Origin of the sequence: Pseudomonas sp. 18173, assembly GCF_050432945.1 — a bacterium.
Classification (GTDB): domain Bacteria; phylum Pseudomonadota; class Gammaproteobacteria; order Pseudomonadales; family Pseudomonadaceae; genus Aquipseudomonas.
In genome coordinates this window covers 28,080-54,084 of record NZ_JBKFTN010000013.1, presented here as the reverse complement: position 1 = coordinate 54,084, position 26,005 = coordinate 28,080, and the positions used below count along the sequence as shown (strand labels likewise).

The window sequence follows — 26,005 nt, the reverse complement described above, 5'->3', positions numbered from 1 at the left end:
GATTTGCTCGCGCGCCTCGCTTGCCGCCCCGTTGCCCGGCTATAATCGCCGCCTCAATTCGCCGCCAATCGAGTCAAATCCGCCCATGTACACCCTGGCCCGTCAGCTGTTGTTCAAACTCTCCCCGGAAACCTCCCACGATCTGTCCCTGGACCTGATCGGCGCGGGCGGGCGTCTTGGGCTCAACGGCTTGCTGTGCAAGGCCCCGGCGAAGGTGCCGGTGAATGTCATGGGCCTGGACTTCCCGAATCCGGTCGGGCTGGCCGCCGGCCTGGACAAGAACGGCGCCGCCATCGATGGTTTCGCCCAGCTGGGTTTCGGTTTTGTCGAAATCGGCACCATCACGCCGCGTCCGCAACCGGGCAACCCGAAACCGCGCCTGTTCCGCCTGCCGGAAGCCGAGGCGATCATCAATCGCATGGGCTTCAACAACCTCGGCGTCGACCACCTGCTGGCCCGCGTGGCGGCGGCCAAGTACAAGGGCGTGCTGGGCATCAACATCGGCAAGAACTTCGATACGCCGGTCGAGCGTGCCGTGGACGACTACCTGATCTGCCTGGACAAGGTTTACGCCCACGCCAGCTATGTGACGGTCAACGTCAGCTCGCCGAACACGCCGGGCCTGCGCAGCCTGCAATTCGGTGACTCGCTCAAGCAGTTGCTGGCCGATCTGGCCGAGCGTCGTGCGGAACTGGCCTTGCGTCATGGCAAGCATGTACCGCTGGCGATCAAGATCGCGCCGGACATGAGCGACGAAGAAACCGCACAGGTTGCGCAAGCGCTGATCGAAACCGGAATGGATGCCGTCATCGCCACCAACACCACCCTGAGCCGCGTAGGCGTCGAAGGCATGGAGCATGGCGACGAGGCCGGTGGCCTGTCTGGCGCGCCGGTTCGCGACAAGAGCACCCACACCGTGAAAGTGCTGGCCTCGGAGCTGGGTGGTCGCCTGCCGATCATTGCTGCCGGTGGCATTACCGAAGGCAAGCACGCGGCAGAGAAAATCGCCGCTGGCGCGAGCCTGGTGCAAATCTATTCGGGTTTCATCTACAAAGGCCCGGCGCTGATTCGTGAATCCGTAGACGCCATCGCCGCCCAGTTGTAGGAGCGAGCTCGCTCGCGATGGACTCGAGAACACCGCGTGTTTCCAGAAAGCACGCGTTATCGTTATCGACCATCGCGAGCGAGCTCGCTCCTACAGGGAGATTGTTCTGGGTCAACGAGCAGGCATAAAAAAGGGCTCCTCAAAAGGAGCCCCTGGGCCGGAGCCCGCCGTCCGGATGGGACGTGCGTGGTTAATTCAGTACAAAGTCAGATTGTCGTGTCGGAGTGTTGTGCCCTGTAATTAGCCGACGGCGTGAAGTTCGTTGAGTCTGTGGATTCCCGCAGTGCCGGTCATACCGTCCCAGTTGTCGCCGCGTCCTTCTCGCCAGCCGTTGATCCAGGCTTGACGTACCGACGGTAGAGTAAATGGGCAAAGCTCACGGGATTTACCACCAACGCCATATTGATATCCGCGCAAAAATGCTCTTTCCAACGGATCACGCTTAAGTCTTCTCATAGGGTGTTGCCCTCACTTGTTGACTGTATTTATCGCGTTGACCTCAATCGAGGTCTGGCAGAAATGTCTGCCGTTGGGGGCTCGCTGCCGGCGTGGCGAGCCAAGGTGTTGACGTCCGTTGTGGCGCCAACCTGTATTGAGTTCTAACCAAAGCGTCACATCGAGGGAATGATCGTTTTGTCATAAGGACGTAACTATTAATGTGCTAAGGCCATAAGTAACAGCGTGTATTTAGCGTATTTATTGGCCAAACCCCGGTATGATCGGCCCTGCGCTGGATGATGGGCTTAATCCTTTAGTGAGAATGGCTCCCGTTGCCGGGAAGCACTATTCGACGAAGGGTCGACTTATGACATTTTGTTGCATCAACTTTTTTATCTGTCCTTGCATCTAAGCTCATTTAACCCGGGCAGCAAGGGTGGAACGGCACACCTTCGTGCCACGCGGGCGTTCTTCGAGAAAAGCGCCTGATTGAAAACCGGACCGGCAATGCGTTGCCCGGTCACTCAGCTAAAGGTTCTGGAATTCCCATGTCCGATCGTTTCGAACTCTTCCTCACTTGCCCAAAAGGCCTTGAAGGCCTGCTCATCGAGGAAGCCGTCGGGCTTGGCCTTGAGGAAGCGCGGGAGCACACCTCTGCCGTGCGTGGCATGGCCACCATGGAAACCGCTTATCGCCTGTGCCTGTGGTCGCGCCTGGCCAACCGCGTGCTGCTGGTGCTCAAGCGCTTCCAGATGAAGGACGCCGAAGACCTGTACCACGGCGTGCTGGACATCGAGTGGGAAGACCACATGCTCAATGACGGCACCCTGGCCGTCGAATTCAGCGGCCATGGCTCGGGTATCGACAACACCCACTTCGGCGCGCTGAAGGTCAAGGACGCCATCGTCGACAAGCTGCGCACTCCGCAAGGCGACCGTCCGTCCATCGACAAGCTCAACCCGGACCTGCGCATTCACCTGCGCCTGGACCGCGGCGAAGCCATCCTGTCCCTCGACCTGTCCGGTCACAGCCTGCACCAGCGCGGTTATCGCCTGCAGCAAGGTGCGGCGCCGCTGAAGGAAAACCTCGCGGCTGCCATCCTGATCCGTTCCGGCTGGCCGCGTATCGCAGCCGAAGGCGGCGCCCTGGCCGACCCGATGTGCGGTGTCGGTACCTTCCTGGTGGAAGCGGCGATGATCGCTGCCGACATCGCGCCGAACCTGCGTCGCGAGCAGTGGGGCTTCACTGCCTGGCTCGGTCATGTTCCGGCGCTGTGGAAAAAACTCCACGAGGAAGCGTCCGAACGCGCAGCGGCCGGGCTGGCCAAGCCACCACTGTGGATTCGCGGCTACGAAGCCGATCCGCGGCTGATTCAACCGGGCCGTAACAACGTCGAACGGGCCGGCCTGAGCGAGTGGATCAAGATCTATCAGGGTGAAGTCGCGACTTTCGAGCCGCGCCCGGACCAGAACCAGAAAGGCCTGGTGATCTGCAACCCTCCATACGGCGAGCGTCTGGGTGACGAGGCGAGCCTGCTCTATCTCTACCAGAACCTCGGCGAGCGCCTGCGTCAGGCCTGCCTGAACTGGGAAGCGGCGGTATTCACCGGCGCGCCGGACCTGGGCAAGCGCATGGGCATCCGCAGCCACAAGCAGTATTCGTTCTGGAACGGCGCCTTGCCGTGCAAGCTGTTGCTGATCAAAGTGCTGCCGGACCAGTTCGTCACTGGCGAGCGTCGCACCCCGGAGCAGCGCCAGGTCGAGCGTGAACAAGCCGCCTATGACCAAACGCCAAACGAGCCGCAGGAACGCAAGTTCAACAAGAACGGCAACCCGATCAAGCCGACGCCGGCACCGGCTCCGGTGGTCGAGCAGCCGCGCCTGAGCGAAGGCGGGCAGATGTTCGCCAACCGCCTGCAAAAGAACCTCAAGGCCATGGGCAAGTGGGTCAAGCGTGAAGGCATCGACTGCTACCGCGTCTACGATGCCGACATGCCGGAATACTCCATGGCCATCGACCTGTATCACGATTGGGTCCATGTGCAGGAGTACGCCGCGCCGAAATCCATCGACCCGGAAAAGGCCTCGGGCCGCATGTTCGATGCCCTGGCAGCCATCCCGCAGGCGTTGAACATCGACAAGAGCCGCGTGGTGGTCAAGCGCCGCGAGCGTCAGAGCGGCACCAAGCAATACGAACGCCAGGCGGCGCAGGGCAAGTTTGTCGAGGTCAATGAAGGCGGCGTGAAGCTGCTGGTGAACCTCACCGACTACCTCGACACCGGTCTGTTCCTCGACCATCGGCCGATGCGCATGCGCATCCAGAAAGAGGCGGCCGGCAAACGCTTCCTCAATCTGTTCTGCTACACCGCAACGGCCAGTGTGCATGCGGCCAAGGGCGGCGCGCGCAGTACCACCAGTGTCGACCTGTCGAAAACCTATCTGGACTGGGCGCGTCGCAACCTGTCGCTGAACGGTTTTTCCGACAAGAACCGCCTGGAGCAGGGCGATGTGATGGCGTGGCTCGAAGCCAGTCGTGACGAGTACGACCTGATCTTCATCGACCCGCCGACGTTCTCCAACTCCAAGCGCATGGAAGGCGTGTTCGACGTGCAGCGCGACCAGGTGCAACTGATCGACCTGGCCATGGCGCGCCTGGCACCCGGTGGTGTGTTGTACTTCTCCAACAACTTCCGCAAGTTCGAGCTGGAGGCCAATCTCGGCGAGCGCTACGCGGTCGAGGAAATCACCGCCCAGACCATCGATACGGATTTTGCCCGCAACGCCAAGATCCACCGCGCCTGGAAAATCACCGCCCGTTGACGGTTGAACCCACCTGTAGGAGCGAGCTCTGCTCGCGATGGACTCAAGAACACCGCGTGCATTCAGAATGCACGCGTTATCGTTATCGACCATCGCGAGCAAGGCTGGTCAAATTAGTGGCTAATAGCTATAACTCAACTCATGGCCAAAGGGCTATCCCGCACCTGGCGTTTTGAGTTTGCGTTTTATGTCGTTGCACGCCGTGCGCCCCAAGATCCTGGGTTTTCTCAGCGAAGATGTCTCGGCCTGGCTGGTCGCGCTGCTGGTGTTAATTGTCGGCGGGGTGCTCACGGGGTTGCTGGCGTGGTCGACGCTGAATCTGTTTCACCATCAATTGCGGCAACGCTTTCAACTGCTGGCCAGTGAGCGTTACAGCCGTATCGAAGAGCGTTTCGAAGATCAGGAGCAGCGCCTCGATGGCCTGCGCCGGTTTTTCGCCAATTCCGATTCGGTTTCCCGAGCGGAATTCGACGGTTATACCCAGCCTTTGCTGCTGCGAACCCAAGCCTATTCCTACGCGGAACGGGTCACGGGCGAGCAGCGGGCGGCGTTCGAGCGCCGTGTGCGTGACGAAGGGTTGAGTAACTTCACCCTGCGCGAACTCGACGCCGACGGTCAGTTGAAACTGGCGGGCGAGCGCGACGAGTACGTGGCGGTGCTCTATAGCCAGACCCAAAGCAAACTCGGTTCTCCCCTCGGTTACGACTTGCTGGCCCAGCCGCTGCGGCGTGCCACGCTCGATCGGGCCGATCAGCGTGGCGCGATGGCGGTGTCGCAACCGATGCATCTGGTGAGCATCGAGCCGGCTTATGCACGAGGTGTGCTGCTGGTCGCGCCGGTCACGCAGCGCAACAGTCAGGACCACAAGGCCACAAAGCCCTACGGTTATGTCATGGCCGTGATCAGCATGCGCCAGTTGCTGGCGGACGGACTGCCGGAAGCGAGCCATGACTTTCTCTCGGTGCGCATCCTCGATTTGTCGACCGACGACCAGCATGAAGTGCTGTTCGAGTCGCCCAACCCGCCGGCCGTCAGCGAGTTGTCCACCACGCGCCTGTTGCGCTTGGCCGATCATGACTATCAGGTGGACATCCAGCCCAGCGAAGCCTTCATCCAGGCCAATCACTCATCGGTGACCAGTGTGGTAGTGCTGGGTGGCTTGCTCAGCGTGCTGCTCAGTGCCTTGCTGTATGTGCTGGTCAGCCAGCGGCAGCGGGCGTTGAGGCTGGTCGAGCAACGCACCCAGGAACTGCGCGATCGAGAAAAGGAGCTGCGCGGCACCCACGGTCAGTTGCGAGGCGTGCTGAATGCCGCCACCCAGGTGGCGATCATTGCCACCGACCTGCGCGGGGTCATCAGCACTTTCAACGCGGGTGCCGAGCAGATGCTTGGCTACACCAGTGCCGAAGTGGTCGGCCATATGACCCTGGAGAACCTGCACCTGCCCCGGGAGCTGGCCGCTCGCTCGGCAGAGTTGAGCGCACGTTATGGCAAACCGGTTCCAACCTGCCAGGCGATGCTGGTCGAAGGCGACATGGAGGGCAGCCACGAGGCGCGGGAGTGGACGCTGGTGCGCGGCGATGGCAGCCATTTGATGGTCAACATGCTGGCGACACCGGTACTCGACGAGCAAGGCCTGTGGGTCGGGCACCTGGCGGTGTGCATCGATATCACCGAACGCAAACGGGTCCATGAAGCGCTTGCGGCGCGGGACCTGCTGTTGAAGAAACTCAGCGCCCACGTGCCCGGTGGCATCTACCAGTTCAAGATGGAGTTCGACGGGCGCTTCAGCGTGATCTACGCCAGCGACGGCATTCGCGAGATCTACGAGCTGGAACCCGATGTGCTGCTGCTCAATGCCGAGTCGATCTTCACCCGGATTCACCCGCAGGACACCACCCGTGTCCGCGCCTCGATCCGCGCCTCGGCCGAGACCCTCAGCCCCTGGCGCGAAGAGTACCGCGTGCAACTGCCGCAACGCGGTTTGCGTTGGGTTCGCGGCGAAGCCACTCCGGAGGAGCTGCCCGGTGGCGGTGTGCTGTGGCACGGCTACATCTCGGACATTTCCGATATGAAGCGGGTGGAAGAAGAGTTGCGCGCGTTGTCGGTCACCGATTCGCTGACCGGTATCCACAACCGGCGTTATTTCCAGGAGCGCCTGACCACCGAAATGGCCAGGGTGGAGCGCGGTGGCGGGGATTTGTCGGTGATCATGCTCGATATCGACCATTTCAAGCGCATCAATGACCTGCATGGCCATGCCACCGGTGACCGGGTGTTGCAGGCCGTGTGCGAACGGATCGGCCACCGGCTGCGTCGCACCGATGTGTTCTGCCGTTTGGGCGGTGAAGAGTTCATGGTGCTGTGCCCGGATATCAGCGGCGAACACGCCTATGTGTTGGCCCAGCAATTGTGGCAAGGCTTGCGCAGTTCACCCATAGAAGAAGTCGGTACCGTTACCGCCAGTTTCGGGATTGCCAGTTGGCGGGCCGGGGAGGGCGCCGATGCCTTGCTGTTACGCGCGGATTCGGGGGTCTATGCGGCGAAGCAGGCAGGAAGGGATCGGGTAGAAGAGGAAATGAACTAGGGTTGCATGCAATCCCTGTGGGAGCGGCGGTGCGGCGATCCGACTTGCTCGCGAAGGCGGTTTGCCAGTCACATCGATGTTGGATGTGCCGCCGTCTTCGCGAGCAAGCCCGCTCCCACAGGGTTATATGGTGCTTTACAGAACCGAAGCCGTCTGCGGCACCTTCGGTTGGCGGTACAGGTCGAGCAGCACCTGATCGAGCACCGAAGAGGCGCCAAACGGGGCCTTGTCGTTGAGGATCGCTACCACCGCCCAGGTGTTGCCGTTGACGTCGCGACTGAAACCGGCAATCGCCCGCACGGTGTTCAGGGTGCCGGTCTTGACGTGGGCTTCACCGCGCATCGCAGTGGTCTTGAGGCGCTTGCGCATGGTGCCGTCGGTGCCGGCAATCGGCATCGAACTGATGTACTCGGCGGCATACGGGCTGTGCCACGCCGCTTCGAGCATCGAGGCCATTTCCCGGGCGCTGACGCGCTCGGCACGGGACAGGCCGGAGCCGTTCTCCATCACCAGGTGCGGCGCGGTGATGCCCTTTTTCGCCAGCCACTGACGCACCACACGCTGGGCGGCCTTGGCGTCGTCACCATCGGCATCGGTGCGGAAGCGTTGGCCAAGGCTCAGGAACAACTGCTGGGCCATGGTGTTGTTGCTGTATTTGTTGATGTCGCGGATGACTTCCGCCAGGTCCGGCGAGAACGCCCGGGCCAGCACCTTGGCGTCCTTCGGTGTTGGCGCCAGCACATCCTTGCCCTGGATGCTGCCACCCAGTTCCTTCCAGATCGCCCGGACGGCGCCGGCGGTGTAGGTCGCGTGGTCGAGCAACGACAGGTAGGTCTGCGAGCTGCAGCCTTCACCCAACTGACCGCCGACGGTCACTGTCACGCTGCCATCGGCCTGTGCCACCGGGTTGTAGCGCACGCCACCGGTGCATTGCTTGGAATTGAGGGCCTTGACCTGGTTGTCGATGCGGATGCTCGCAATCGGCGGCTCCACCGAGACCAGTACCTTGCCGGAGTCATTGCGTGCGACGAAGCGCAGCGCCTTGAGGTTGACCAGCAGCGAGTCGGGCTTGACCAGGAACGGCTTGTTCTCGTCGTTGCCATCGTCATTGAACTCCGGCAGTTGCGGTTGCACGAAGAAGGTTTTATCCAGCACCAGGTCGCCAGTGACCTGGGTGACACCGTTGGCACGCAGGTCACGCATCAGCAGCCAGAGTTTTTCCATGTTCAGCTTCGGATCGCCGCCACCCTTGAGGTAGAGGTTGCCGTTGAGGATGCCGCCACTGAGAGTACCGTCGGTGTAGAACTCGGTTTTCCACTGGTGGTTCGGGCCGAGCATTTCCAGGGCCGCGTAGGTGGTGACCAGTTTCATGGTCGACGCCGGGTTGACCGAGACGTCTGCGTTGAACACCGTCGGGGTGCCGGGACCGGTGAGCGGGATCATCACCAGCGACAGGGCGTTGTCCTGCAACTTGCTGGCCTTCAGGGCTTTTTCAACGTTGGGCGACAACGCAGTGTTGATCGGAGCTGCGGAAACGGAGAGGGCCAGGGGGAGAAGAAAACCGGCCAGCAGCAATGGACGCAAAGATTTGATCATCTGAAATAAAACCCTACAGTCGAGGGGAAATAAGGCGAGGGCATGAAGATAAATTCCCTCAATGGTCATGAAAGTGTCGGCATTATGCCCCAAGGTGTCCCGACTTGTGCCGTGCACGGGCGGTCTGACAGGCTATTTTTTTACCGACGGTAGGCATAGTGGCCCAGAGAGTCAGGCAATCGGCGGCTTAAACTGCTAAAGTGCCGCCCGTTATTACTTAAGAGGATTGTTCCAATGGCGACTAACCGTTCCCAGCGTCTGCGCAAAAAACTGTGCGTCGATGAATTTCAAGAGCTGGGTTTCGAACTGAACCTGGATTTCAAAGAAGATTTGGCTGATGAAGCCATTGATGCTTTCCTCGATGCGTTCCTCAAAGAAGCCATGGAAGCCAACGGCCTGGGCTATGTCGGCGGCGACGACTACGGTCTGGTTTGCCTGCAGAAGCGTGGCTCGGTCAGCGCTGAACAACGCGCTGCCGTTGAAGCCTGGCTCAAAGGCCGCACCGAGCTGACCAGCGTTGAAGTCAGCCCGCTGCTGGACGTCTGGTACCCGGAAAAGCCGATCAATCCGGTAGCTTGATGTTCTGAAAAAACGGCGACCCGAGGGTCGCCGTTTTTTTATGCCTGCTATTTGTAGGAGCGAGCTTGCTCGCGATGAACCTGAGAGCGCTGCGGGGTCTCAGGTTTCCAGCGTTATCGTTGAAGACCATCGCGAGCAGGCTCGCTCCCACAGTTCAGGATTACCAGCGTCACCACCCCCGCGACAATCCCCCAGAACGCCGAGCCGATGGAAAACAGAGTCAATCCCGATGCTGTGACCATGAAGGTGATCAGCGCCGCTTCACGCTCCTTCACTTCGCTCATGGCAATGCTCAAACCGTTGATGATCGAGCCAAACAGCGCCAGTGCGGCAATCGACAGCACCAGTTCCTTGGGCAGCGCGGCAAACAATGCGGCGAGTGTCGCCCCGAACACGCCGGCGATCCCGTAGAAAATCCCGCACCAGACGGCGGCGGTGTAGCGCTTGTTGCGATCCTCGTGGGCGTGCGGTCCGGTGCAGATCGCTGCGCTGATCGCCGCCAGGTTGATCCCGTGGGAGCCGAATGGTGCCAACAGCAAGCTGGCGATGCCGGTGGTGGTGATCAGCGGCGAGGCTGGCACCGTGTACCCGTCGGCGCGCAATACGGCGATACCGGGCATGTTCTGTGACGTCATGGCCACGACAAACAGCGGGATGCCGATGCTGATCGTTGCTGCCAGGGAGAAGTGCGGCGTGGTCCACACCGGCGTCGCCACCTCCAGGTGAAAACCGCCAAAGTCCAGCAGCCCCATGAAGCCTGACAAGGCCGTGCCGATCAGCAATGCCGCCAGCACCGCATAGCGCGGCGACAGGCGCTTGACCAGCAGGTAAGTGACAAACATCCCCAATACCAGGCCGGTGCGGTGTTGCGCGGCGACGAAAATCTCGCTGCCGATCTTGAACAGGATCCCTGCCAGCAGGGCGGCGGCCAGGGATGCCGGGATTTTTTTCACCAGCCGTTCGAAGCTGCCGGTCAGCCCGCAAATCGTCACCAGCACCGCGCAGGTAATATAGGCACCAATGGCCTCACCGTAGCTCACGCCGCCCAGGCTGGTGATCAGCAGCGCGGCACCGGGGGTCGACCAGGCAATGGTGACCGGCGTGCGATAGCGCAGGGACAGGCCAATGGAGCACACCGCCATGCCGATGGATATCGCCCAGATCCACGAAGAAATCTGCCCGCTGCTCAGGCCCGCTGCTTGCCCGGCCTGAAACATCAGCACCAGGGAGCTGGTGTAGCCGGTCATCATGGCGATGAACCCGGCGACGATGGCCGAGGCCGAGGTATCGGCCAGTGGGCGCAATTGCGTGTGAGTGGCGTCGTTCATGACGGTGGTGTTCCTTTTACAGATGACAATGTCCGCAGCGATGCAGAGCCTTGTGGGAGCGGGCTTGCTCGCGAAGAGGGAGTGTCAGTCGACATTGATGTTGCTGACAGACTGCATTCGCGAGCAAGCCCGCTCCCACAGGAGGGCGGATTCTGCGAACAAGCCTAAACTCAAAAGTAACCAGGCGTTGCGATACAGCCGAGGCAACATTCAGCCGTACAGTCGTGTTGCCACCATCCATTGTGTACAATCGCAGTGTTTTTTACGCGATACTTGCCAGCGACCCACTGTGCCGTATTACAGTCACCGTCAATTCGCCGCAGTTCTTCCGACTCGAGTGCCCATGAACGAACAGTTGCAACCCCTAAAGAAACAACCGCGAGCAGGCAAAGCCGGCCGCAGCGGTACCCAGGACGATATTGTCTACGCGCATATCTTCGAGGCCATCCTCGAGCAGCGTCTGGCGCCCGGCACCAAGTTGAGCGAAGAAGCGCTGGGGGAAATTTTCGGGGTCAGCCGCACCATCATTCGCCGCGCCTTGTCGCGCCTGGCCCATGAAGGTGTGGTGCTGCTGCGTCCGAATCGCGGCGCCGTCGTCGCCAGCCCGAGTGTCGAAGAGGCGCGCCAGGTGTTCATGGCCCGGCGTCTGGTCGAGCGCGCGATCACTGAATTGGCGGTGCAGCACGCCACCGCCGAGCAGATCGCCGAATTGCGCCAGATGGTCAACGACGAGCGCGACAGCTTCTCCCGTGGCGACCGTGGTGCCGGCATCCGCCTGTCGGGCGAATTCCACCTGAAACTGGCCGAAGCGGCGAAAAACGCCCCGCTGATCAGCTTCCAGCGCAGCCTGGTGTCCCAGACTTCGCTGATCATCGCCCAGTACGAAAGCGGCAACCGTTCCCACTGCTCCTACGACGAGCACACCCAGTTGATCGACGCCATCGAGAAACGCGACGCAGAGCTGGCGGTCAACCTGATGATGCATCACATGGATCACATCGACAGCAAGCTCAACCTCGACGAGGAAAGTGCTTCTGATGACCTGCATGCAGTGTTCTCGCATTTGTTGCAGACCAAGAAGCCAGGGCGTTCGCCAGCGAAAATCTGATAAACCGCAGCGCCTGCTTCGCGAGCAAGCCCGCTCCCACATTGAATCTGTGCCATACACAAATATTGTGCCCACAGAAGATCCAATGTGGGAGCGGGCTTGCTCGCGAAGGCGGCCGGCCAGGCACAAAAAATCCCCCGGGGCTGAACACCACCGGGGGATTTTTTATGCCTGGCAAATCTTACCGCTGATGCACCAGATTCCCCGCCGCATAAGTCTGCAGCACCGTCCGGTCATCCCCCAGCGTCATCAACACGAACAACGTCTCGGCGATGTTGTTGGCCTGTTTCAGGCGGTAGCCCAGCAGCGGCGTGGCGTTGTAGTCCAGTACCAGGAAGTCGGCGTCGGTGCCCGGTTGCAGGTTGCCGATCCTGTCTTCCAGGCGCAGCGCACGGGCGCCACCGAGGGTTGCCAGGTACAGCGACTTGAACGGGCTCAGGCGGGCGCCTTGCAGTTGCATGACCTTGTAGGCTTCGTTGAGGGTTTGCAGCAGCGAGAAACTGGTACCGCCGCCCACATCGGTGCCGATGCCGACGTTGAGCTTGTGCTTTTCGGCCATCGGCAGGTTGAACAGGCCGCTACCGAGGAAGAAGTTCGAGGTCGGGCAGAACGAAATGGCCGAGCCGGTTTCCGCCAGTCGTGCGCACTCGTCATCGCACAGGTGCACGCCGTGGGCGAACACCGAGCGCTCGCCGAGCAACTGGTAGTGATCGTAGACGTCCAGGTAGCCTTTGCGCTCCGGGAACAGTTCCTTGACCCACTCGATTTCCTTGAGGTTTTCGCTGATGTGGGTCTGCATGTACAGATCCGGGTATTCGGTCAGCAACTGGCCGGCCAGGGTGAGCTGCTCCGGGGTGCTGGTCGGTGCGAAACGCGGGGTGACGGCGTAGTGCAGGCGACCCTTGCCGTGCCAGCGCTCGATCAGCGCCTTGCTTTCCACGTAGCTGGATTCGGCGGTGTCGGTCAGGTAGTCGGGCGCGTTGCGGTCCATCATCACCTTGCCGGCGATCATGCGCAGGTCCAGCTGTTGGGCGGCTTCGAAGAACGAATTCACCGATTGCGGGTGCACGCTGCCGAACACCAGCGCGGTGGTGGTGCCGTTGCGCAGCAGTTCCTTGATGAAAATGTCCGCGACTTCGTCGGCATGGGCCTTGTCGGCGAACTGGCTTTCGCACGGGAAGGTGTAGGTGTTGAGCCAGTCCAGCAATTGCTCGCCGTAGGCGCCAACCATGCCGGTTTGCGGCAAATGGATGTGGGTGTCGATGAAGCCGGGAGTGATCAGCGCGTCCTGGTAGTGGGTGATTTCGACGTCAGCGGCCAGGGTTGGCAGCAGTTCGCTGGCGTGGCCGAGGGCGCTGATCTGGCCGTTGTCCACAACCAGCAAGCCGTCTTCGAAGTACTCGTAGGAGGCTTCGATGCCGACTACGGCAGGGTCGGTGATGCTGTGCAGGATGGCGGCGCGGTAGGCTTTGCGAGTCAGAGGCATGAGAATTCTCAGTTGGAGGCTTGGCTGCGGCGTGACGCAGGCAGCAATTTGGCAATCGATCCGGTGCTGGCGGTGTGCTGACCGAAATTCGCGTTATAGGTGGCGATGATTTCGCCGGCGATGGAGATGGCGATTTCCACAGGCAACTTGCCTTTGACTTCGCCGATACCCATCGGGCAGCGCATGCGTTGCACGACGCTGGTGTCGAAGCCGCGGTCGCGCAGGCGATGTTCGAACTTCACGCGCTTGGTCTTCGAGCCGATCAGGCCGAAGTAGGCGAAGTCGTTGCGCTTGAGGATGGCGGCGGTGAGTTCGAGGTCGAGTTGATGGTTGTGGGTCATCACGATGCAATAGCTCCCGGCAGGGAGATCATCGACTTCATCCACCGGTTCTTCGCTGACGATCTTGCGCACGCCATGGGGGATCTGCTCGGGAAACTCCGCATCCCGCGAGTCGATCCAGCGCACCCGGCAAGGCAGGCTGGCCAACAGTGGCACCAGCGCCCGACCCACGTGGCCGGCACCGAATACGGCGATCTGCGCCTGTACCTGGCCCATCGGTTCGAACAGCAATACCGTGGCACCACCGCAGCATTGGCCGAGGCTGGCGCCGAGGCTGAAACGCTCCAGATGGGTGTCCTGCTTGCCGCTGGCCAGCATCTCGCGGGCAATCTGCATGGCCTTGTATTCCAGGTGTCCGCCACCGATGGTGTCGAAGGCCTGGTTCGCGCTGATGACCATCTTCGAGCCGGCATTGCGCGGCGTCGACCCGAGCTCTTCGATGATGGTTATCAGCACGCAGGGCTCACCCCGGTTTTGCAGGTCGGCGAGGGCGTCGATCCAGTTGTACATGTTCACCTCGACATTGTTGTTGTCTGTTCGGGCCTCTTCGCGAGCAAGCCCGCTCCCACATTTGGAATGCATTCCCCTGTGGGAGCGGGCTTGCTCGCGAAGGCGGCGCCTCGGTCCTAGAGCGAAGCCAGCTCGGTCTCAGCCTCGACAGCCTTCGCCGCCTTCAACTGGCGCATCTGCTCACAGCCCCACAACACCCGCTCCGGGGTCGCCGGTGCATCGATTTTCGGTTGATGTTTGTAATCGCCCAGGCTCGCCACGGCGTCCTTGATTGCACACCACGAGGCGATGCCAAGCATGAACGGCGGCTCGCCCACGGCCTTGGAGTGGAACACCGTGTCCTCGGGGTTCTTGCGGTTTTCCACCAGCTTCACCCGCAGGTCCAGCGGCATGTCTGCCACGGCCGGGATCTTGTAGCTGGCCGGGCCGTTGGTCATCAGCTTGCCCTTGTTGTTCCACACCAGCTCTTCCATGGTCAGCCAACCCATGCCCTGGATGAAACCGCCCTCGACCTGACCGATGTCGATGGCCGGGTTCAGCGAGGCGCCGACGTCGTGGAGGATGTCGGTGCGCAGCATCTTGTATTCGCCGGTCAGGGTGTCGACCAGCACTTCGCAGCACGCCGCACCAAAGGCGAAGTAGTAGAACGGCCGGCCACGGGCCTGGCTGCGGTCGTAGTAGATTTTCGGGGTCTTGTAGAACCCGGTGCTCGACAGCGACACCTGGGCGAAATACGCCTGCTGGATCAGCGCTTCGAAGGTCAGGATATGGTCGCGAACCCGCACGTGACCGTTGTGGAATTCCACGTCCTCTTCGCTGACCTTGTATTGGCGGGCAGCGAATTCCACCAGGCGTTGCTTGATGGTTTCCGCGGCGTTCTGCGCGGCCTTGCCGTTCAGGTCGGCGCCACTGGAGGCGGCGGTGGGCGAGGTGTTCGGCACCTTGTCGGTGTTGGTCGCGGTGATCTGCACGCGGTCCATCTCCACCTGGAACACTTCAGCCACGACCTGCGCGACCTTGGTGTTCAGGCCCTGGCCCATTTCGGTGCCGCCGTGGTTGAGGTGGATGCTGCCGTCGGTGTAGACGTGCACCAGGGCGCCTGCCTGGTTGAGGAAGCTGGCGGTGAAGGAAATGCCGAATTTCACCGGGGTCAGCGCCAGGCCTTTTTTCAGGATCGGGCTGTTGGCGTTGTATCGACGGATGGCTTCGCGACGCTCGGCGTACTGGCTGCTTTCTTCCAGTTCGGCGGTCATCTCTTCGAGCATGTTGTGCTCGACCGTCTGGTAGTAATGGGTGACGTTGCGCTCGGTCTTGCCGTAGTAGTTGGCCTTGCGCACTGCCAGTGGGTCGAGGTTCAGATGCCGGGCAATCGCGTCCATCACTTCTTCGATGGCGACCATGCCTTGCGGGCCGCCGAAACCACGGTAGGCGGTGTTCGACGCAGTGTTCGTCTTGCAGCGATAACCGTTGATGGTCGCGTCGCCCAGGTAGTACGAGTTGTCGGAGTGGAACATGGCACGGTCAACAATCGAGTTCGACAGGTCCGGCGAGCAGCCGCAGTTACCCGCCAGTTCCAGCTGGATGCCATGCAGGCGTCCGCTGTCGTCGAAGCCCACGTCGTATTCGACATAGAACGGATGGCGCTTGCCGGTCATCAGCATGTCTTCGACCCGTGGCAGGCGCATCTTGGTCGGTTGGCCGGTCAGGTGCGCGATCACCGCGCACAGGCAGGCCGGGCTCGCGGCCTGGGTTTCCTTGCCGCCGAAACCGCCGCCCATGCGGCGCATGTCGACGACGATCTTGTTCATCGACACGTCCAGCACTTCAGCCACCAGTTTTTGCACTTCGGTGGGGTTCTGCGTGGAGCAGTAGACGATCATGCCGCCGTCTTCGGTGGGCATTACCGAAGAGATCTGGGTTTCGAGGTAGAAGTGCTCCTGGCCGCCGATGTGCAGCGTGCCCTGGATACGGTTTTTCGCGGTCGCCAATGCCCCTGTCGAATCACCGCGTTGATGGGTGTGGGTGTCCAGCACGAAATGCTTTTTGCGATAGGCCTCGACCACGTCCAGCACTGGTTCCAGGTCTTCGTATTCGATCACGGCGGCCATGGCGGCCTTGCGTGCGGTCTCCAGGTCGCGGGCGGCCACGGCCACCACTACCTGACCGACGAACTGCACCGTGTCGATGGCCAGCAACGGGTCGCCGGGCATCAATGGGCCGATGTCTTTCAGGCCCGGTACGTCTTCGTGGGTAATGGCGATGCGCACGCCTTCGAAGGCGTAGCAGGGCGCGGTGTCGATGCTGATGATGCGGGCATGGGCGCGGTCCGACATGCGTGCATAGACGTGCAACTGGTTCGGAAACTCCAGGCGATCGTCGATGTACTGGGCTTCACCGGCGACATGCTTGGCGGCGCTGTCGTGCTTGACGCTGCGGCCGACACCGGTGGTCAGGTCCTTGGCGAACAGTTCAGCCAGTTCGGCTTGGGTCTTCTCTACGGCGTGATGATTAGACATAAGCGGTCACCCGAGTCTCGATGTGCGGTGTTTGCAGTTCGATGAAGTATTTGCGCAGCAGGTTTTGCGCGCTGAGCAGGCGATATTCCTTGCTGGCGCGGAAGTCCGAGAGCGGCGTGAAATCTTCGCCCAAGGCAGCGCAGGCGCGTTCAACAGTCGCGTTGTTGAACGGCGAACCGAGCAATGCGGCTTCGCAGGCTGCGGCACGTTTCGGAATGGCGGCCATGCCGCCGAAGGCAACGCGGGCCTCGGCCACCACGCCGTTTTCCAGGCGGATGTTGAAGGCGGCGCACACGGCGGAAATGTCGTCGTCCAGGCGCTTGGAAACCTTATAGGCGCGGAACAGTTTTTCGACGCTGGCGCCCGGCACGATGATCTTCTCGATGAACTCGCTTTCCTGGCGCGCGGTGACGCGGTAATCGATGAAGTAATCTTCCAGCGCCAGGGTGCGGCGGGTTTCGCCTTTGCACAGCACGATTTGCGCGCCGAGGGCGATCAGCAGGGGTGGCGAGTCACCAATCGGCGAGGCGTTGCCGATGTTGCCGCCGAGGGTGCCCTGGTTGCGGATCTGCAGGGAGGCGAAGCGGTGCAGCAATTCACCGAAGTCCGGGTACTCGGCGTTCAAGGCCTCGTAGCAATCGGAAAGGGCCGTGGCGGCGCCGATTTCCAGGCGATCGTCAAAACGTTCGATGCGTTTCATCTCGGCGACGTTGCCGACGTAGATCATCACCGGCAGGGTGCGGTGGAACTGCGTGACTTCCAGCGCCAGGTCGGTACCGCCGGCCAGCAGGCGGGCCTGTGGATAAGCGTCGTAGAGGTCGGCCAGGTCGGCCACGGTCAGCGGCACCAGGCAGCGTTTGTCGCCGCTGTTGAGCTCGCCGATATCGGTAGGGGCAATGGCTTTCAGGCGCGCGATGGTGTCGGCCTCGCGGGCGTCGAACTGGTCCGGTTGCTTGCCGCAGCAGGACTGCTCGGCGGCTTCCAGGATCGGGCGGTAGCCGGTGCAGCGGCAGAGGTTGCCGGCCAGTGCCTCGTGGGCCTTGGCATGATCCGGTGCATCGCTGTTCTTTTGCAGGGCAAACAGCGACATCACGAAACCCGGGGTACAGAAGCCGCATTGCGAGCCATGGCACTCGACCATGGCCTTCTGCACGCTGTGCAGTTGACCCTTGTGCTTGAGGTCTTCAACGCTGATCAGTTGTTTGCCGTGCAGGGACGAGACGAAGGTCAGGCACGAGTTGAGGCTGCGATAGCGAATGTGTTCGCGGCCGTCATCATCCGTCTGCAATTCGCCGACCACCACGGTGCAGGCACCGCAGTCACCGCTGGCGCAGCCTTCTTTGGTGCCGGGCTTGCCCACATGGTCGCGCAGATAATTGAGCACGGTCAGGTTCGGGTCCAGGGCGTGCTCGCTACGGAGTTCCTGGTTTAGTAAAAACTGGATCACGGAAGGCCTCGCAGACTCATTATTGTTGTTAACCGATAGGACCGAATTTAGCAGGTCTGACTTTTCGGTCAATGATTTTCTGACTTAAAGGTCAGGAAAATGCATTTTGTCGATCAACCACCTGTTCCTTAATTATTGTCGTAGGTTCGATAGCCTGCCTTTTTGCTTGAATTAGCTTGAATCGTGCCAAAAACCTCCGGGCGGGCACTCCGCCCTGAGCCAGCAATTGCGCTACACTGCGCCGCTCGTACAGATCGAAGAGTTTGAAGGACAACCATGACGTTCAAGGCGCCGGACAGCCTCGCCGAGCAAATCGCTCACCACCTCGCCGAACGCATCATTCGCGGTGAAATGAAGCCCGGGGAGCGCATCCAGGAACAGAAGGTCACGCTGGCCCTCAATGTCAGCCGTGGTTCGGTCCGCGAGGCCTTGCTGATCCTCGAGCGTCGGCACCTGATCGCGATCCTGCCGCGACGTGGCGCCCATGTCACCGAGCTCACGCCACACAAGGTGCAGAGCCTGTGCACGCTGATGAGCGAGATGTACATCCTGCTGGCCAACTCCGTGGCCAGCGGCTGGAAAGTCCAGGCTGACCTGGCGCCGTTCGTGCAGATCCAGCAGCGCCTGACCGCCAGCTACGAGCGCCAGGACATCCACACCTTCGTCGACGACAGTTTCAGCGTGATGCGTGCCACCTACGGGTTTGCCAACAACCCGTACCTGCAGGAAACCGTCGAGAACCTGCAGCCGGCCATGAGTCGCGCCTATTTCCTTGCCCTGGACCAGCGCAAGGCGTCGATGAGCGAGTTCCTGGAACTGTTCGAACGCTTGCTCGCGGCCGTGATTGCCCGTGACTTTGCGCAGATTCGCGTGGTGCTGACGGCTTACGCCCAGCGCAGTTGCGATCTGGTGATCTCCGCTCTGACGGACGCCTGAGCGTGCGCTTAAAGTGCATCAAGCTGGCGGGGTTCAAGTCCTTCGTCGACCCGACCACGGTGAACTTCCCCAGTAACATGGCGGCAGTGGTCGGGCCCAATGGCTGCGGCAAGTCGAACATCATCGACGCCGTGCGCTGGGTGATGGGCGAAAGTTCGGCGAAAAACCTGCGCGGCGAGTCGATGACCGACGTCATCTTCAACGGCTCCACCAGCCGCAAGCCGGTGAGCCAGGCCAGCATCGAACTGGTGTTCGATAATTCCGACGGGACACTGCTCGGCGAGTACGCTGCCTACGCGGAAATTTCCATTCGCCGCAAGGTGACCCGCGACAGCCAGACTACGTATTACCTCAACGGCACCAAATGCCGGCGCCGCGACATCACTGACATCTTCCTCGGCACCGGCCTTGGTCCGCGCAGCTACTCGATCATCGAGCAGGGGATGATCTCCAAGCTGATCGAGTCCAAGCCCGAGGATTTGCGCAACTTCATCGAAGAGGCCGCGGGCATCTCCAAGTACAAGGAGCGCCGGCGCGAGACGGAAAACCGTATCCGCCGCACCCACGAAAACCTTGAGCGCCTCACCGACCTGCGTGAAGAGCTTGAGCGTCAGCTCGAACGCCTGCACCGCCAGGCCGAGGCCGCCAAGAAGTATCAGGAATTCAAGGGCGAGGAGCGCCAGCTCAAGGCCCAGCTGTCGGCCCTGCGCTGGCAGGCGCTGAACGATCAGGTCGGCCAGCGTGAAGCGATCATCGGTAACCAGGAAGTTTCCTTCGAAGCCCTGGTGGCCGAACAGCGCAATGCCGACGCGAGCATCGAGCGCCTGCGTGACGGGCATCACGACCTGTCGGAACGCTTCAATCTGGTGCAAGGGCGCTTCTACTCGGTCGGCGGCGACATTGCCCGGGTCGAGCAGAGCATCCAGCATGGCCAGCAGCGTCTGCGGCAATTGCAGGACGACCTGAAAGAGGCCGAGCGCGCGCGCCTGGAAACCGAATCTCACCTCGGCCACGACCGCACGCTGCTGCTGACCCTAGGTGAAGAGCTGGACATGCTCACCCCGGAACAGGAAGTCACCAGCGCCGCTGCCGAAGAGGCCGCCGCCGCGCTGGAAGAATCCGAAACCACCATGCATGGCTGGCAGGAGCAGTGGGATACGTTCAACCTCACCGCCGCCGAGCCGCGCCGTCAGGCCGAAGTGCAGCAATCGCGGATCCAGCAGCTGGAAACCAGCCTTGAGCGCCTGGCCGATCGGCAGAAGCGTCTTGGCGAAGAGCGCGCCTTGCTCTCGGCGGACCCGGAAGACGCGGCGATCATGGAACTCAGCGAGCAGCTCGCTGAATCCGAAGCGACCCTCGAGGATTTGCAGACCAGCGAAGAAGCGCAGGTCGAAAAACTTGAGCAATTGCGTCAGGAGCTGCAGCAGGCTCTGTCGGCGCAACAGCAGGCCCAGGGTGATTTGCAGCGGCTCAACGGTCGGCTGGCTTCGCTCGAAGCCTTGCAGCAAGCCGCGCTCGACCCGGGCACCGGCACCGCCGAGTGGCTGCGCGAACAGCACCTGGCGGATCGTCCACGCCTGGCCGAAGGCCTCAAGGTTGAAGCCGGTTGGGAACTGGCGGTGGAAACCGTGCTTGGTGCCGACCTGCAAGCGGTGCTGGTGGACGATTTCAACCATTTCGATCTGTCGGGCTTTGCCCAGGGCGATCTGCGTTTGCTCAGCCCGGCCAGCGATGGCGTACGAGTGCCGGGCAGCTTGCTGGACAAGGTCGAGGCGCAGATCGACCTGTCGCCATGGCTGGGGCAGGTCAAACCGGTCGACAGCCTGGAACAGGCCTTGGCCTTGCGCGGGCAACTGGCTGCCGGGCAGAGCCTGATCAGCCGTGACGGTTACTGGGTCGGTCGGCATTTTCTGCGTGTGCGCCGGGCCAGTGAAGCGGAAAGCGGCGTGCTCGCCCGAGGTCAGGAAATCCAGCAACTGGGCCTTGAGCGCGAAACGCTTGAAGCCGCTGTCGAAACCCTCGAAACCCAGCTGCAGAATCTCAGGGCGCAGCAGCGTCAGCAAGAAAACGGTCGCGAACATTTGCGCCGCTTGCTGCAGGACGAAGCGCGTCAGCAAGGTGAATTGAAGGCTCAGTTGTCGGCCGGTAAAGCCAAGGCCGAACAGTTGACCCTGCGCCGTACCCGCCTCGACGAAGAGCTCAGCGAGCTGGACGAGCAGCGCGCCCTGGAGCACGAAAACATCGGTGAAGCGCGCCTGCAATTGCAGGAAGCCCTCGACAGCATGGCGCTGGACACCGAGCAGCGCGAGCTGCTGTTGGCGCAGCGCGACAGCTTGCGTGAGCGCCTGGACCGGGTACGTCAGGAGGCGCGGCAACACAAGGATCATGCGCACCAGTTGGCGGTGCGTTTGGGCTCGCTCAAGGCACAGCATGATTCGACGCGCCAGGCGCTGGAGCGGCTGGAGATGCAGTCCGAGCGGCTGACCGAAAAGCGCGAACAACTGAGCCTCAATCTGGAGGAGGGCGAAGCGCCACTGGAAGAACTGCGTTTGAAGCTCGAGGAGTTGCTCGACAAACGCATGACCGTCGACGAGGAACTCAAGACCGCACAGATCGCCCTCGAAGACGCCGACCGCGAGTTGCGCGACGCCGAGAAGCGCCGCAGCCAGGCCGAACAACAATCCCAGTTGATTCGCGGTCAGCTCGAAACCCAGCGTATGGAATGGCAAGCCCTGACCGTGCGCCGCAAGACCTTGCAGGACCAGTTGCTGGAAGACGGCTACGATCTCCACGGCGTGCTCGCGACCTTGACTGCCGAGGCCAGCGAGAAAGACGCCGAGGAAGAACTCGAGCGCATCGCCGCGAGGATTCAGCGCCTGGGCGCGATCAACCTCGCGGCCATCGATGAGTACCAGCAGCAATCGGAGCGCAAGCGTTATCTGGATGCCCAGAACGACGATCTGGTGGAAGCCCTTGAAACCCTTGAGAACGTGATTCGCAAGATCGACAAGGAAACCCGCAACCGTTTCAAGGATACCTTTGATCAGATCAATGGCGGTTTACAGGCGCTTTTCCCAAAAGTTTTCGGTGGAGGCCGCGCGTATTTGGAACTGACGGGCGAAGATCTACTCGATACAGGGGTAACAATCATGGCGCAGCCGCCCGGGAAGAAGAACAGCACCATCCATTTGCTCTCCGGCGGCGAAAAAGCCCTGACCGCATTGGCCCTGGTTTTTGCGATCTTCAAGTTGAACCCGGCGCCGTTCTGCATGCTCGATGAGGTTGACGCGCCACTGGATGACGCTAACGTTGGACGCTACGCGCGATTGGTAAAAGAGATGTCACAGACAGTGCAGTTCATCTATATCACCCACAACAAGATCGCCATGGAAATGGCCGAGCAACTGATGGGTGTGACGATGCACGAACCCGGTTGTTCGCGTCTGGTGGCCGTGGATGTCGAGGAGGCGATGGCGATGGTGGACGCCTGAGTCGTGGCAGCAGGAAGGGGTGTTTATGGCTTGTAGGACTCTTTTCCACGCTTCGACTTGCTGGCCAATCGACATATTCGCGCTAGCCAACGTGGTAGACGGTGTAAAGTTGCCTTTGGTCGTGCTAGTTTAATGTCAATTTTTCGTATACGTGGGCAAAACGCCTGTCAGAACATAGAGTTGGCGCCACGTTTTAAAGCGGTTTACAGGTTGTAAACCCCTTATTTTTCAGCATTTTTTATAGAGGCACGGGATTACATGGAAATCGGTCTGCGCGAGTGGCTGATCGTCATCGGCATAATTGTCATTGCCGGTATTCTTTTCGATGGCTGGCGCCGTATGCGCGGCGGCAAGGGAAAACTGAAGTTCCGTCTTGATCGAAATCTGTCCAACTTGCCGGACGAGGACAGCAGCGCCGAGCTGCTGGGCCCGCCACGAGTGCTGGACACCCATAAAGAGCCGCAACTGGACGAGCAGGACCTGCCGTCGGTGAGCATGCCGGCCCGGGAGCCTCGCGAGTCGGGTTCCAAGCGCGGCAAGCGTAGCCACAGCGAGCCTTCCCAGGGCGACATGAACCTCAGCCTGGATCTGGATGGTGGCCCGAGCTTCAGTAGCCGCGACGACGATTTCCCGGCCGAAGCCAAATCCTCGCCATCGGTCGCCGACAAGGATCAGCCGCAAGCCGAAGAAGTGTTGGTGATCAGCGTGATCTGCCGCGACCCTGCCGGCTTCAAGGGCCCGGCACTGTTGCAGAACATCCTGGAAAGCGGCCTGCGTTTCGGCGAGATGGATATTTTCCACCGTCACGAAAGCATGGCGGGCAACGGCGAAGTCCTGTTCTCGATGGCCAACGCCGTCAAGCCGGGCATATTCGACCTGGACGACATCGACCATTTCAGCACTCCGGCGGTGAGCTTCTTCCTCGGTCTGCCAGGCCCTCGCCATCCGAAGCAAGCCTTCGACGTGATGGTGGCCGCGGCGCGTAAACTGTCCCAGGAGCTCAACGGCGAACTGAAGGACGACCAGCGCAGCGTACTGACCGCCCAGACGATCGAGCACTACCGTCAGCGCATCGTGGAATTCGAACGCCGCGCATTGACCCAGAAACGTTGATTGAAATGGTTACTCCCGCGCGGCGCGCGGGATAATCGGCAAAACAGATTGAGCAGCCTCGGCTGCTCTTTTGCTTTATGAGAGAACACCCATGACCGCCGCCAAGAACCGCATTTTAGAGCTGCGCGCTGAGTTGGATCAGCACAACTATCGCTACCACGTGCTCGACGAGCCGAGCATTCCGGACGCCGAATACGACCGCTTGTTCAGCGAGCTCAAGGCGCTGGAAGCGGCCAATCCCGAACTGATCACCAGCGACTCGCCCACCCAGCGAGTGGGCAGCGCGGCGCTGTCGGCGTTTACCCAGGTGCGTCACGAAGTGCCGATGCTCAGCCTTGGCAACGCCTTCGAGGAAACCGACATGCGCGAGTTCGACCGCAGGGTGAGCGAAGGCCTGGATTTGCCGGCGGGCGACCTGTTCGGTGGTGGTGCCACCGTTGAATACAGCTGTGAGCCCAAGCTCGATGGCCTGGCCGTCAGCCTGCTGTATCAGGATGGCGTTCTGGTGCGCGGCGCGACTCGCGGCGATGGAACGACTGGCGAAGACATCAGCGTCAACGTGCGCACGGTACGCAACATTCCGCTCAAGCTGCACGGTACCGGCTGGCCGGCGACCCTGGAAGTGCGCGGCGAAGTGTTCATGTCCAAGGCCGGTTTCGAGCGGCTCAATGCCACGCAGCTGGAAGTCGGCGGCAAGACCTTCGCCAACCCGCGCAACGCGGCGGCAGGCAGTTTGCGCCAGCTGGATTCGAAGATCACCGCCAATCGTCCGCTGGAGTTCTGTTGCTACGGTATCGGCCAGGTGTCGGCGGACATTGCCGACACGCACATCGGCAATCTGCAGCAACTCAAGGCCTGGGGCATGCCGATCAGCCACGAGCTGAAACTGGCGCAGGGTATCGCCGAGTGCCTGGATTACTACCGCGACATCGGTGAGCGGCGCAACGCGCTGCCCTATGAAATCGACGGCGTGGTGTTCAAGGTCAACAGCATCGCCTCCCAGCGCGAACTGGGTTTTCGCGCCCGTGAGCCGCGTTGGGCCATCGCCCACAAATTCCCGGCGATGGAAGAGCTCACCGAACTGCTCGATGTGGAATTCCAGGTTGGCCGTACCGGTGCAGTGACGCCGGTGGCGCGTCTGAAACCGGTCAAGGTCGCCGGTGTCACGGTGGCCAACGCCACGCTGCACAACATGGATGAAGTGGCGCGCCTGGGCCTGATGATCGGTGACACGGTGATCATCCGTCGTGCGGGCGACGTGATTCCGCAAGTGGTACAGGTGGTCATCGAGCGCCGTCCGGAAAACGCCCGGCCGGTGCAGATTCCCGAGCAGTGCCCGGTGTGCGGCTCCCATGTCGAGCGCACGCAACTGATCAAGCGCAGCAAGGGCCGCGAGACGGTCAGCGAAGGCGCGGTGTACCGCTGCGTCGGCCGCCTGGCCTGTGGCGCGCAACTCAAGCAGGCAATCATTCACTTCGTGTCCCGGCGCGCCATGGACATCGAAGGCCTGGGCGAGAAGAGCGTCGAGCAGTTGGTGGACGAAGGCCTGGTGAGTTCGCCGGCCGACCTGTATGCCCTGACGTTCGAGCAGATCGTCGATCTGGAAGGCTTTGCCGAGCTGTCGAGCAAGAACCTGCTCAGCGCCATCGAAGACAGCAAGAAGCCGGGTCTGGCGCGGTTCATCTATGCGCTCGGCATACCCGATGTCGGCGAGGAGACCGCCAAGGTCCTGGCCCGCTCCCTGGGTTCGCTGGAGCGAGTGCAGCAGGCCTTGCCACAAGTGCTGACGTACTTGCCGGATGTTGGCCTGGAAGTCGCGTACGAAATCCACAGCTTCTTCGAGGACGCGCATAACCAGCAGGTGATCGCCGACTTGCTCAAGCATGGTTTGCAGATTCAGGATCAGGGCGAGCTTGGCGCCGAGTTTGCTGCCAGTACGACATTGGGTGGTTTCCTCGACAAACTGCACATTCCGTCGGTAGGGCCGGGCGGGGCGCAGAAGCTGGCGGACAAGTTCGGCACGCTGCAGGCGGTGATCGGTGCTGACTGGCTCGACATGCGCCAGGCGCTGCCGGAGAAACAAGCCAACTCCGTACGTGAGTTCTTTGCGCTCGAAGAAAATCGCCAATTGGCCGAAGCGGCCGAGAAGCAATTGCTTGATTTCGGCATGCACTGGCAGAGCGAGAAAAAGGTCGTCGAAGGCCTGCCACTGGCCGGGCAGACCTGGGTGCTGACCGGCTCCCTGGAGCTGATGAGCCGCGATGTGGCCAAGGACAAGCTCGAAAGCCTGGGGGCCAAGGTCGCCGGCTCGGTGTCGGCCAAGACCCATTGCGTGGTGGCCGGGCCGGGCGCGGGCTCCAAGTTGACCAAGGCCAATGAGCTGGGGTTGAAGGTGCTGGATGAGGAGGCGTTTGTCGGTTTCCTGAAGGATCACGGCATTTCGATCTGACACCATTCGCAAGCCCGCTCCCCCGGCCGATCTCGGTCAGATACAGCTGCCGGGAACGCCCAGTTCCATTGTGGGAGCGAGCCTGCTCGCGAAGAGGTCCGCACAGCCAACATCGACATCGCCAGGCACTCCGCCTTCGCGAGCAGGCTCGCTCCC

General features: G+C 61.3%; 16 protein-coding genes. 9 read left to right on the top strand and 7 right to left on the bottom strand.

What is annotated here, in order from left to right; all coding sequences use genetic code 11:
* The first annotated feature begins 85 nt into the window (after positions 1-85).
* Positions 86-1,105, top strand: coding sequence for a quinone-dependent dihydroorotate dehydrogenase (locus ACLD1X_RS15965; RefSeq protein ID WP_429369217.1), 1,020 nt, complete (start codon positions 86-88; stop codon positions 1,103-1,105).
* A gap of 240 nt (positions 1,106-1,345) precedes the next feature.
* Here ACLD1X_RS15965 and rmf read toward each other — a convergent pair whose 3' ends face one another.
* A complete protein-coding gene (rmf, locus tag ACLD1X_RS15960; protein ID WP_003223300.1) occupies positions 1,346-1,561 on the bottom strand; it encodes a ribosome modulation factor in 216 nt (71 codons plus the stop codon).
* A 530-nt stretch (positions 1,562-2,091) separates the two neighbouring features.
* Between rmf and rlmKL the strand changes: the two genes are divergently transcribed.
* Both rlmKL and ACLD1X_RS15950 read left to right on the top strand, forming a co-directional pair.
* The gene (gene rlmKL, locus ACLD1X_RS15955) at positions 2,092-4,362 is read left to right on the top strand and encodes a bifunctional 23S rRNA (guanine(2069)-N(7))-methyltransferase RlmK/23S rRNA (guanine(2445)-N(2))-methyltransferase RlmL (RefSeq protein WP_429369214.1); all 2,271 of its coding nucleotides are present in this window, start codon (positions 2,092-2,094) and stop codon (positions 4,360-4,362) included.
* A 187-nt stretch (positions 4,363-4,549) separates the two neighbouring features.
* Positions 4,550-6,949 (top strand): sensor domain-containing diguanylate cyclase, encoded by a 2,400-nt coding sequence (locus tag ACLD1X_RS15950; protein WP_429369212.1) that lies wholly within the window; start codon positions 4,550-4,552, stop codon positions 6,947-6,949.
* 135 nt (positions 6,950-7,084) lie between these two features.
* Here the strand turns inward: ACLD1X_RS15950 and dacB are convergent, their stop codons facing one another.
* The gene (dacB, locus tag ACLD1X_RS15945; RefSeq protein ID WP_429369210.1) at positions 7,085-8,545 is read right to left on the bottom strand and encodes a D-alanyl-D-alanine carboxypeptidase/D-alanyl-D-alanine endopeptidase; all 1,461 of its coding nucleotides are present in this window, start codon (positions 8,543-8,545) and stop codon (positions 7,085-7,087) included.
* 234 nt (positions 8,546-8,779) lie between these two features.
* Here dacB and ACLD1X_RS15940 point away from each other — a divergent pair, with 234 nt between their 5' ends.
* A complete protein-coding gene (locus ACLD1X_RS15940; RefSeq protein WP_007971486.1) occupies positions 8,780-9,124 on the top strand; it encodes a YggL family protein in 345 nt (114 codons plus the stop codon).
* 113 nt (positions 9,125-9,237) lie between these two features.
* Here the strand turns inward: ACLD1X_RS15940 and ACLD1X_RS15935 are convergent, their stop codons facing one another.
* Positions 9,238-10,452: a benzoate/H(+) symporter BenE family transporter gene (locus ACLD1X_RS15935; RefSeq protein ID WP_429369208.1), complete on the bottom strand. Its 1,215-nt coding sequence runs from the start codon at positions 10,450-10,452 to the stop codon at positions 9,238-9,240.
* Between the two features lie 343 nt (positions 10,453-10,795).
* Here ACLD1X_RS15935 and ACLD1X_RS15930 point away from each other — a divergent pair, with 343 nt between their 5' ends.
* Positions 10,796-11,560, top strand: a complete 765-nt coding sequence (locus tag ACLD1X_RS15930) for a GntR family transcriptional regulator (RefSeq protein ID WP_007971481.1) — start codon at positions 10,796-10,798, stop codon at positions 11,558-11,560.
* Positions 11,561-11,741: 181 nt separating this feature from the next.
* On the opposite strand, the gene guaD is transcribed toward ACLD1X_RS15930, so the two are convergent.
* The 4 genes from guaD to xdhA all read right to left on the bottom strand — a co-directional run bounded on the left by guaD (position 11,742) and on the right by xdhA (position 17,860).
* On the bottom strand, positions 11,742-13,046 hold the full coding sequence (guaD, locus tag ACLD1X_RS15925; RefSeq protein ID WP_429369205.1) for a guanine deaminase: 1,305 nt from the start codon (positions 13,044-13,046) through the stop codon (positions 11,742-11,744).
* 8 nt (positions 13,047-13,054) lie between these two features.
* The gene (gene xdhC, locus ACLD1X_RS15920) at positions 13,055-13,897 is read right to left on the bottom strand and encodes a xanthine dehydrogenase accessory protein XdhC (RefSeq protein WP_085716804.1); all 843 of its coding nucleotides are present in this window, start codon (positions 13,895-13,897) and stop codon (positions 13,055-13,057) included.
* Between the two features lie 116 nt (positions 13,898-14,013).
* Positions 14,014-16,413 carry a xanthine dehydrogenase molybdopterin binding subunit gene (gene xdhB, locus ACLD1X_RS15915; protein ID WP_429369203.1) on the bottom strand — a complete coding sequence of 800 codons (2,400 nt, stop codon included), beginning with the start codon at positions 16,411-16,413 and terminating at the stop codon, positions 14,014-14,016.
* Positions 16,406-17,860, bottom strand: a complete 1,455-nt coding sequence (xdhA, locus tag ACLD1X_RS15910; RefSeq protein WP_429369201.1) for a xanthine dehydrogenase small subunit — start codon at positions 17,858-17,860, stop codon at positions 16,406-16,408. Before xdhA ends, xdhB begins: the two co-directional genes overlap by 8 nt.
* A 276-nt stretch (positions 17,861-18,136) precedes the next feature.
* On the opposite strand from xdhA, the gene ACLD1X_RS15905 reads away from it, so the two are divergent.
* The 4 genes from ACLD1X_RS15905 (at position 18,137) to ligA (ending at position 25,849) form a co-directional block, all read left to right on the top strand.
* Positions 18,137-18,796, top strand: a complete 660-nt coding sequence (locus tag ACLD1X_RS15905; protein ID WP_429369199.1) for a GntR family transcriptional regulator — start codon at positions 18,137-18,139, stop codon at positions 18,794-18,796.
* Between the two features lie 2 nt (positions 18,797-18,798).
* Positions 18,799-22,287 (top strand): chromosome segregation protein SMC, encoded by a 3,489-nt coding sequence (gene smc, locus ACLD1X_RS15900; protein WP_429369197.1) that lies wholly within the window; start codon positions 18,799-18,801, stop codon positions 22,285-22,287.
* Between the two features lie 258 nt (positions 22,288-22,545).
* Complete coding sequence (zipA, locus tag ACLD1X_RS15895) at positions 22,546-23,400, top strand: cell division protein ZipA (RefSeq protein ID WP_429369195.1); 855 nt, start codon at positions 22,546-22,548, stop codon at positions 23,398-23,400.
* A 91-nt stretch (positions 23,401-23,491) separates the two neighbouring features.
* The gene (gene ligA, locus ACLD1X_RS15890; RefSeq protein ID WP_429369193.1) at positions 23,492-25,849 is read left to right on the top strand and encodes an NAD-dependent DNA ligase LigA; all 2,358 of its coding nucleotides are present in this window, start codon (positions 23,492-23,494) and stop codon (positions 25,847-25,849) included.
* Positions 25,850-26,005 lie beyond the last annotated feature (156 nt).

What these genes read in the sequence shown, in the direction of transcription:
- ACLD1X_RS15965 (WP_429369217.1), top strand. Translation starts at nt 86, where the DNA reads ATGTACACCCTGGCCCGTCAGCTGTTGTTCAAACTCTCCCCGGAAACC.
- rmf (WP_003223300.1), bottom strand. Translation starts at nt 1,561, where the DNA reads ATGAGAAGACTTAAGCGTGATCCGTTGGAAAGAGCATTTTTGCGCGGA.
- rlmKL (WP_429369214.1), top strand. Translation starts at nt 2,092, where the DNA reads ATGTCCGATCGTTTCGAACTCTTCCTCACTTGCCCAAAAGGCCTTGAA.
- ACLD1X_RS15950 (WP_429369212.1), top strand. Translation starts at nt 4,550, where the DNA reads ATGTCGTTGCACGCCGTGCGCCCCAAGATCCTGGGTTTTCTCAGCGAA.
- dacB (WP_429369210.1), bottom strand. Translation starts at nt 8,545, where the DNA reads ATGATCAAATCTTTGCGTCCATTGCTGCTGGCCGGTTTTCTTCTCCCC.
- ACLD1X_RS15940 (WP_007971486.1), top strand. Translation starts at nt 8,780, where the DNA reads ATGGCGACTAACCGTTCCCAGCGTCTGCGCAAAAAACTGTGCGTCGAT.
- ACLD1X_RS15935 (WP_429369208.1), bottom strand. Translation starts at nt 10,452, where the DNA reads ATGAACGACGCCACTCACACGCAATTGCGCCCACTGGCCGATACCTCG.
- ACLD1X_RS15930 (WP_007971481.1), top strand. Translation starts at nt 10,796, where the DNA reads ATGAACGAACAGTTGCAACCCCTAAAGAAACAACCGCGAGCAGGCAAA.
- guaD (WP_429369205.1), bottom strand. Translation starts at nt 13,046, where the DNA reads ATGCCTCTGACTCGCAAAGCCTACCGCGCCGCCATCCTGCACAGCATC.
- xdhC (WP_085716804.1), bottom strand. Translation starts at nt 13,897, where the DNA reads ATGTACAACTGGATCGACGCCCTCGCCGACCTGCAAAACCGGGGTGAG.
- xdhB (WP_429369203.1), bottom strand. Translation starts at nt 16,413, where the DNA reads ATGTCTAATCATCACGCCGTAGAGAAGACCCAAGCCGAACTGGCTGAA.
- ACLD1X_RS15905 (WP_429369199.1), top strand. Translation starts at nt 18,137, where the DNA reads ATGACGTTCAAGGCGCCGGACAGCCTCGCCGAGCAAATCGCTCACCAC.
- zipA (WP_429369195.1), top strand. Translation starts at nt 22,546, where the DNA reads ATGGAAATCGGTCTGCGCGAGTGGCTGATCGTCATCGGCATAATTGTC.
- ligA (WP_429369193.1), top strand. Translation starts at nt 23,492, where the DNA reads ATGACCGCCGCCAAGAACCGCATTTTAGAGCTGCGCGCTGAGTTGGAT.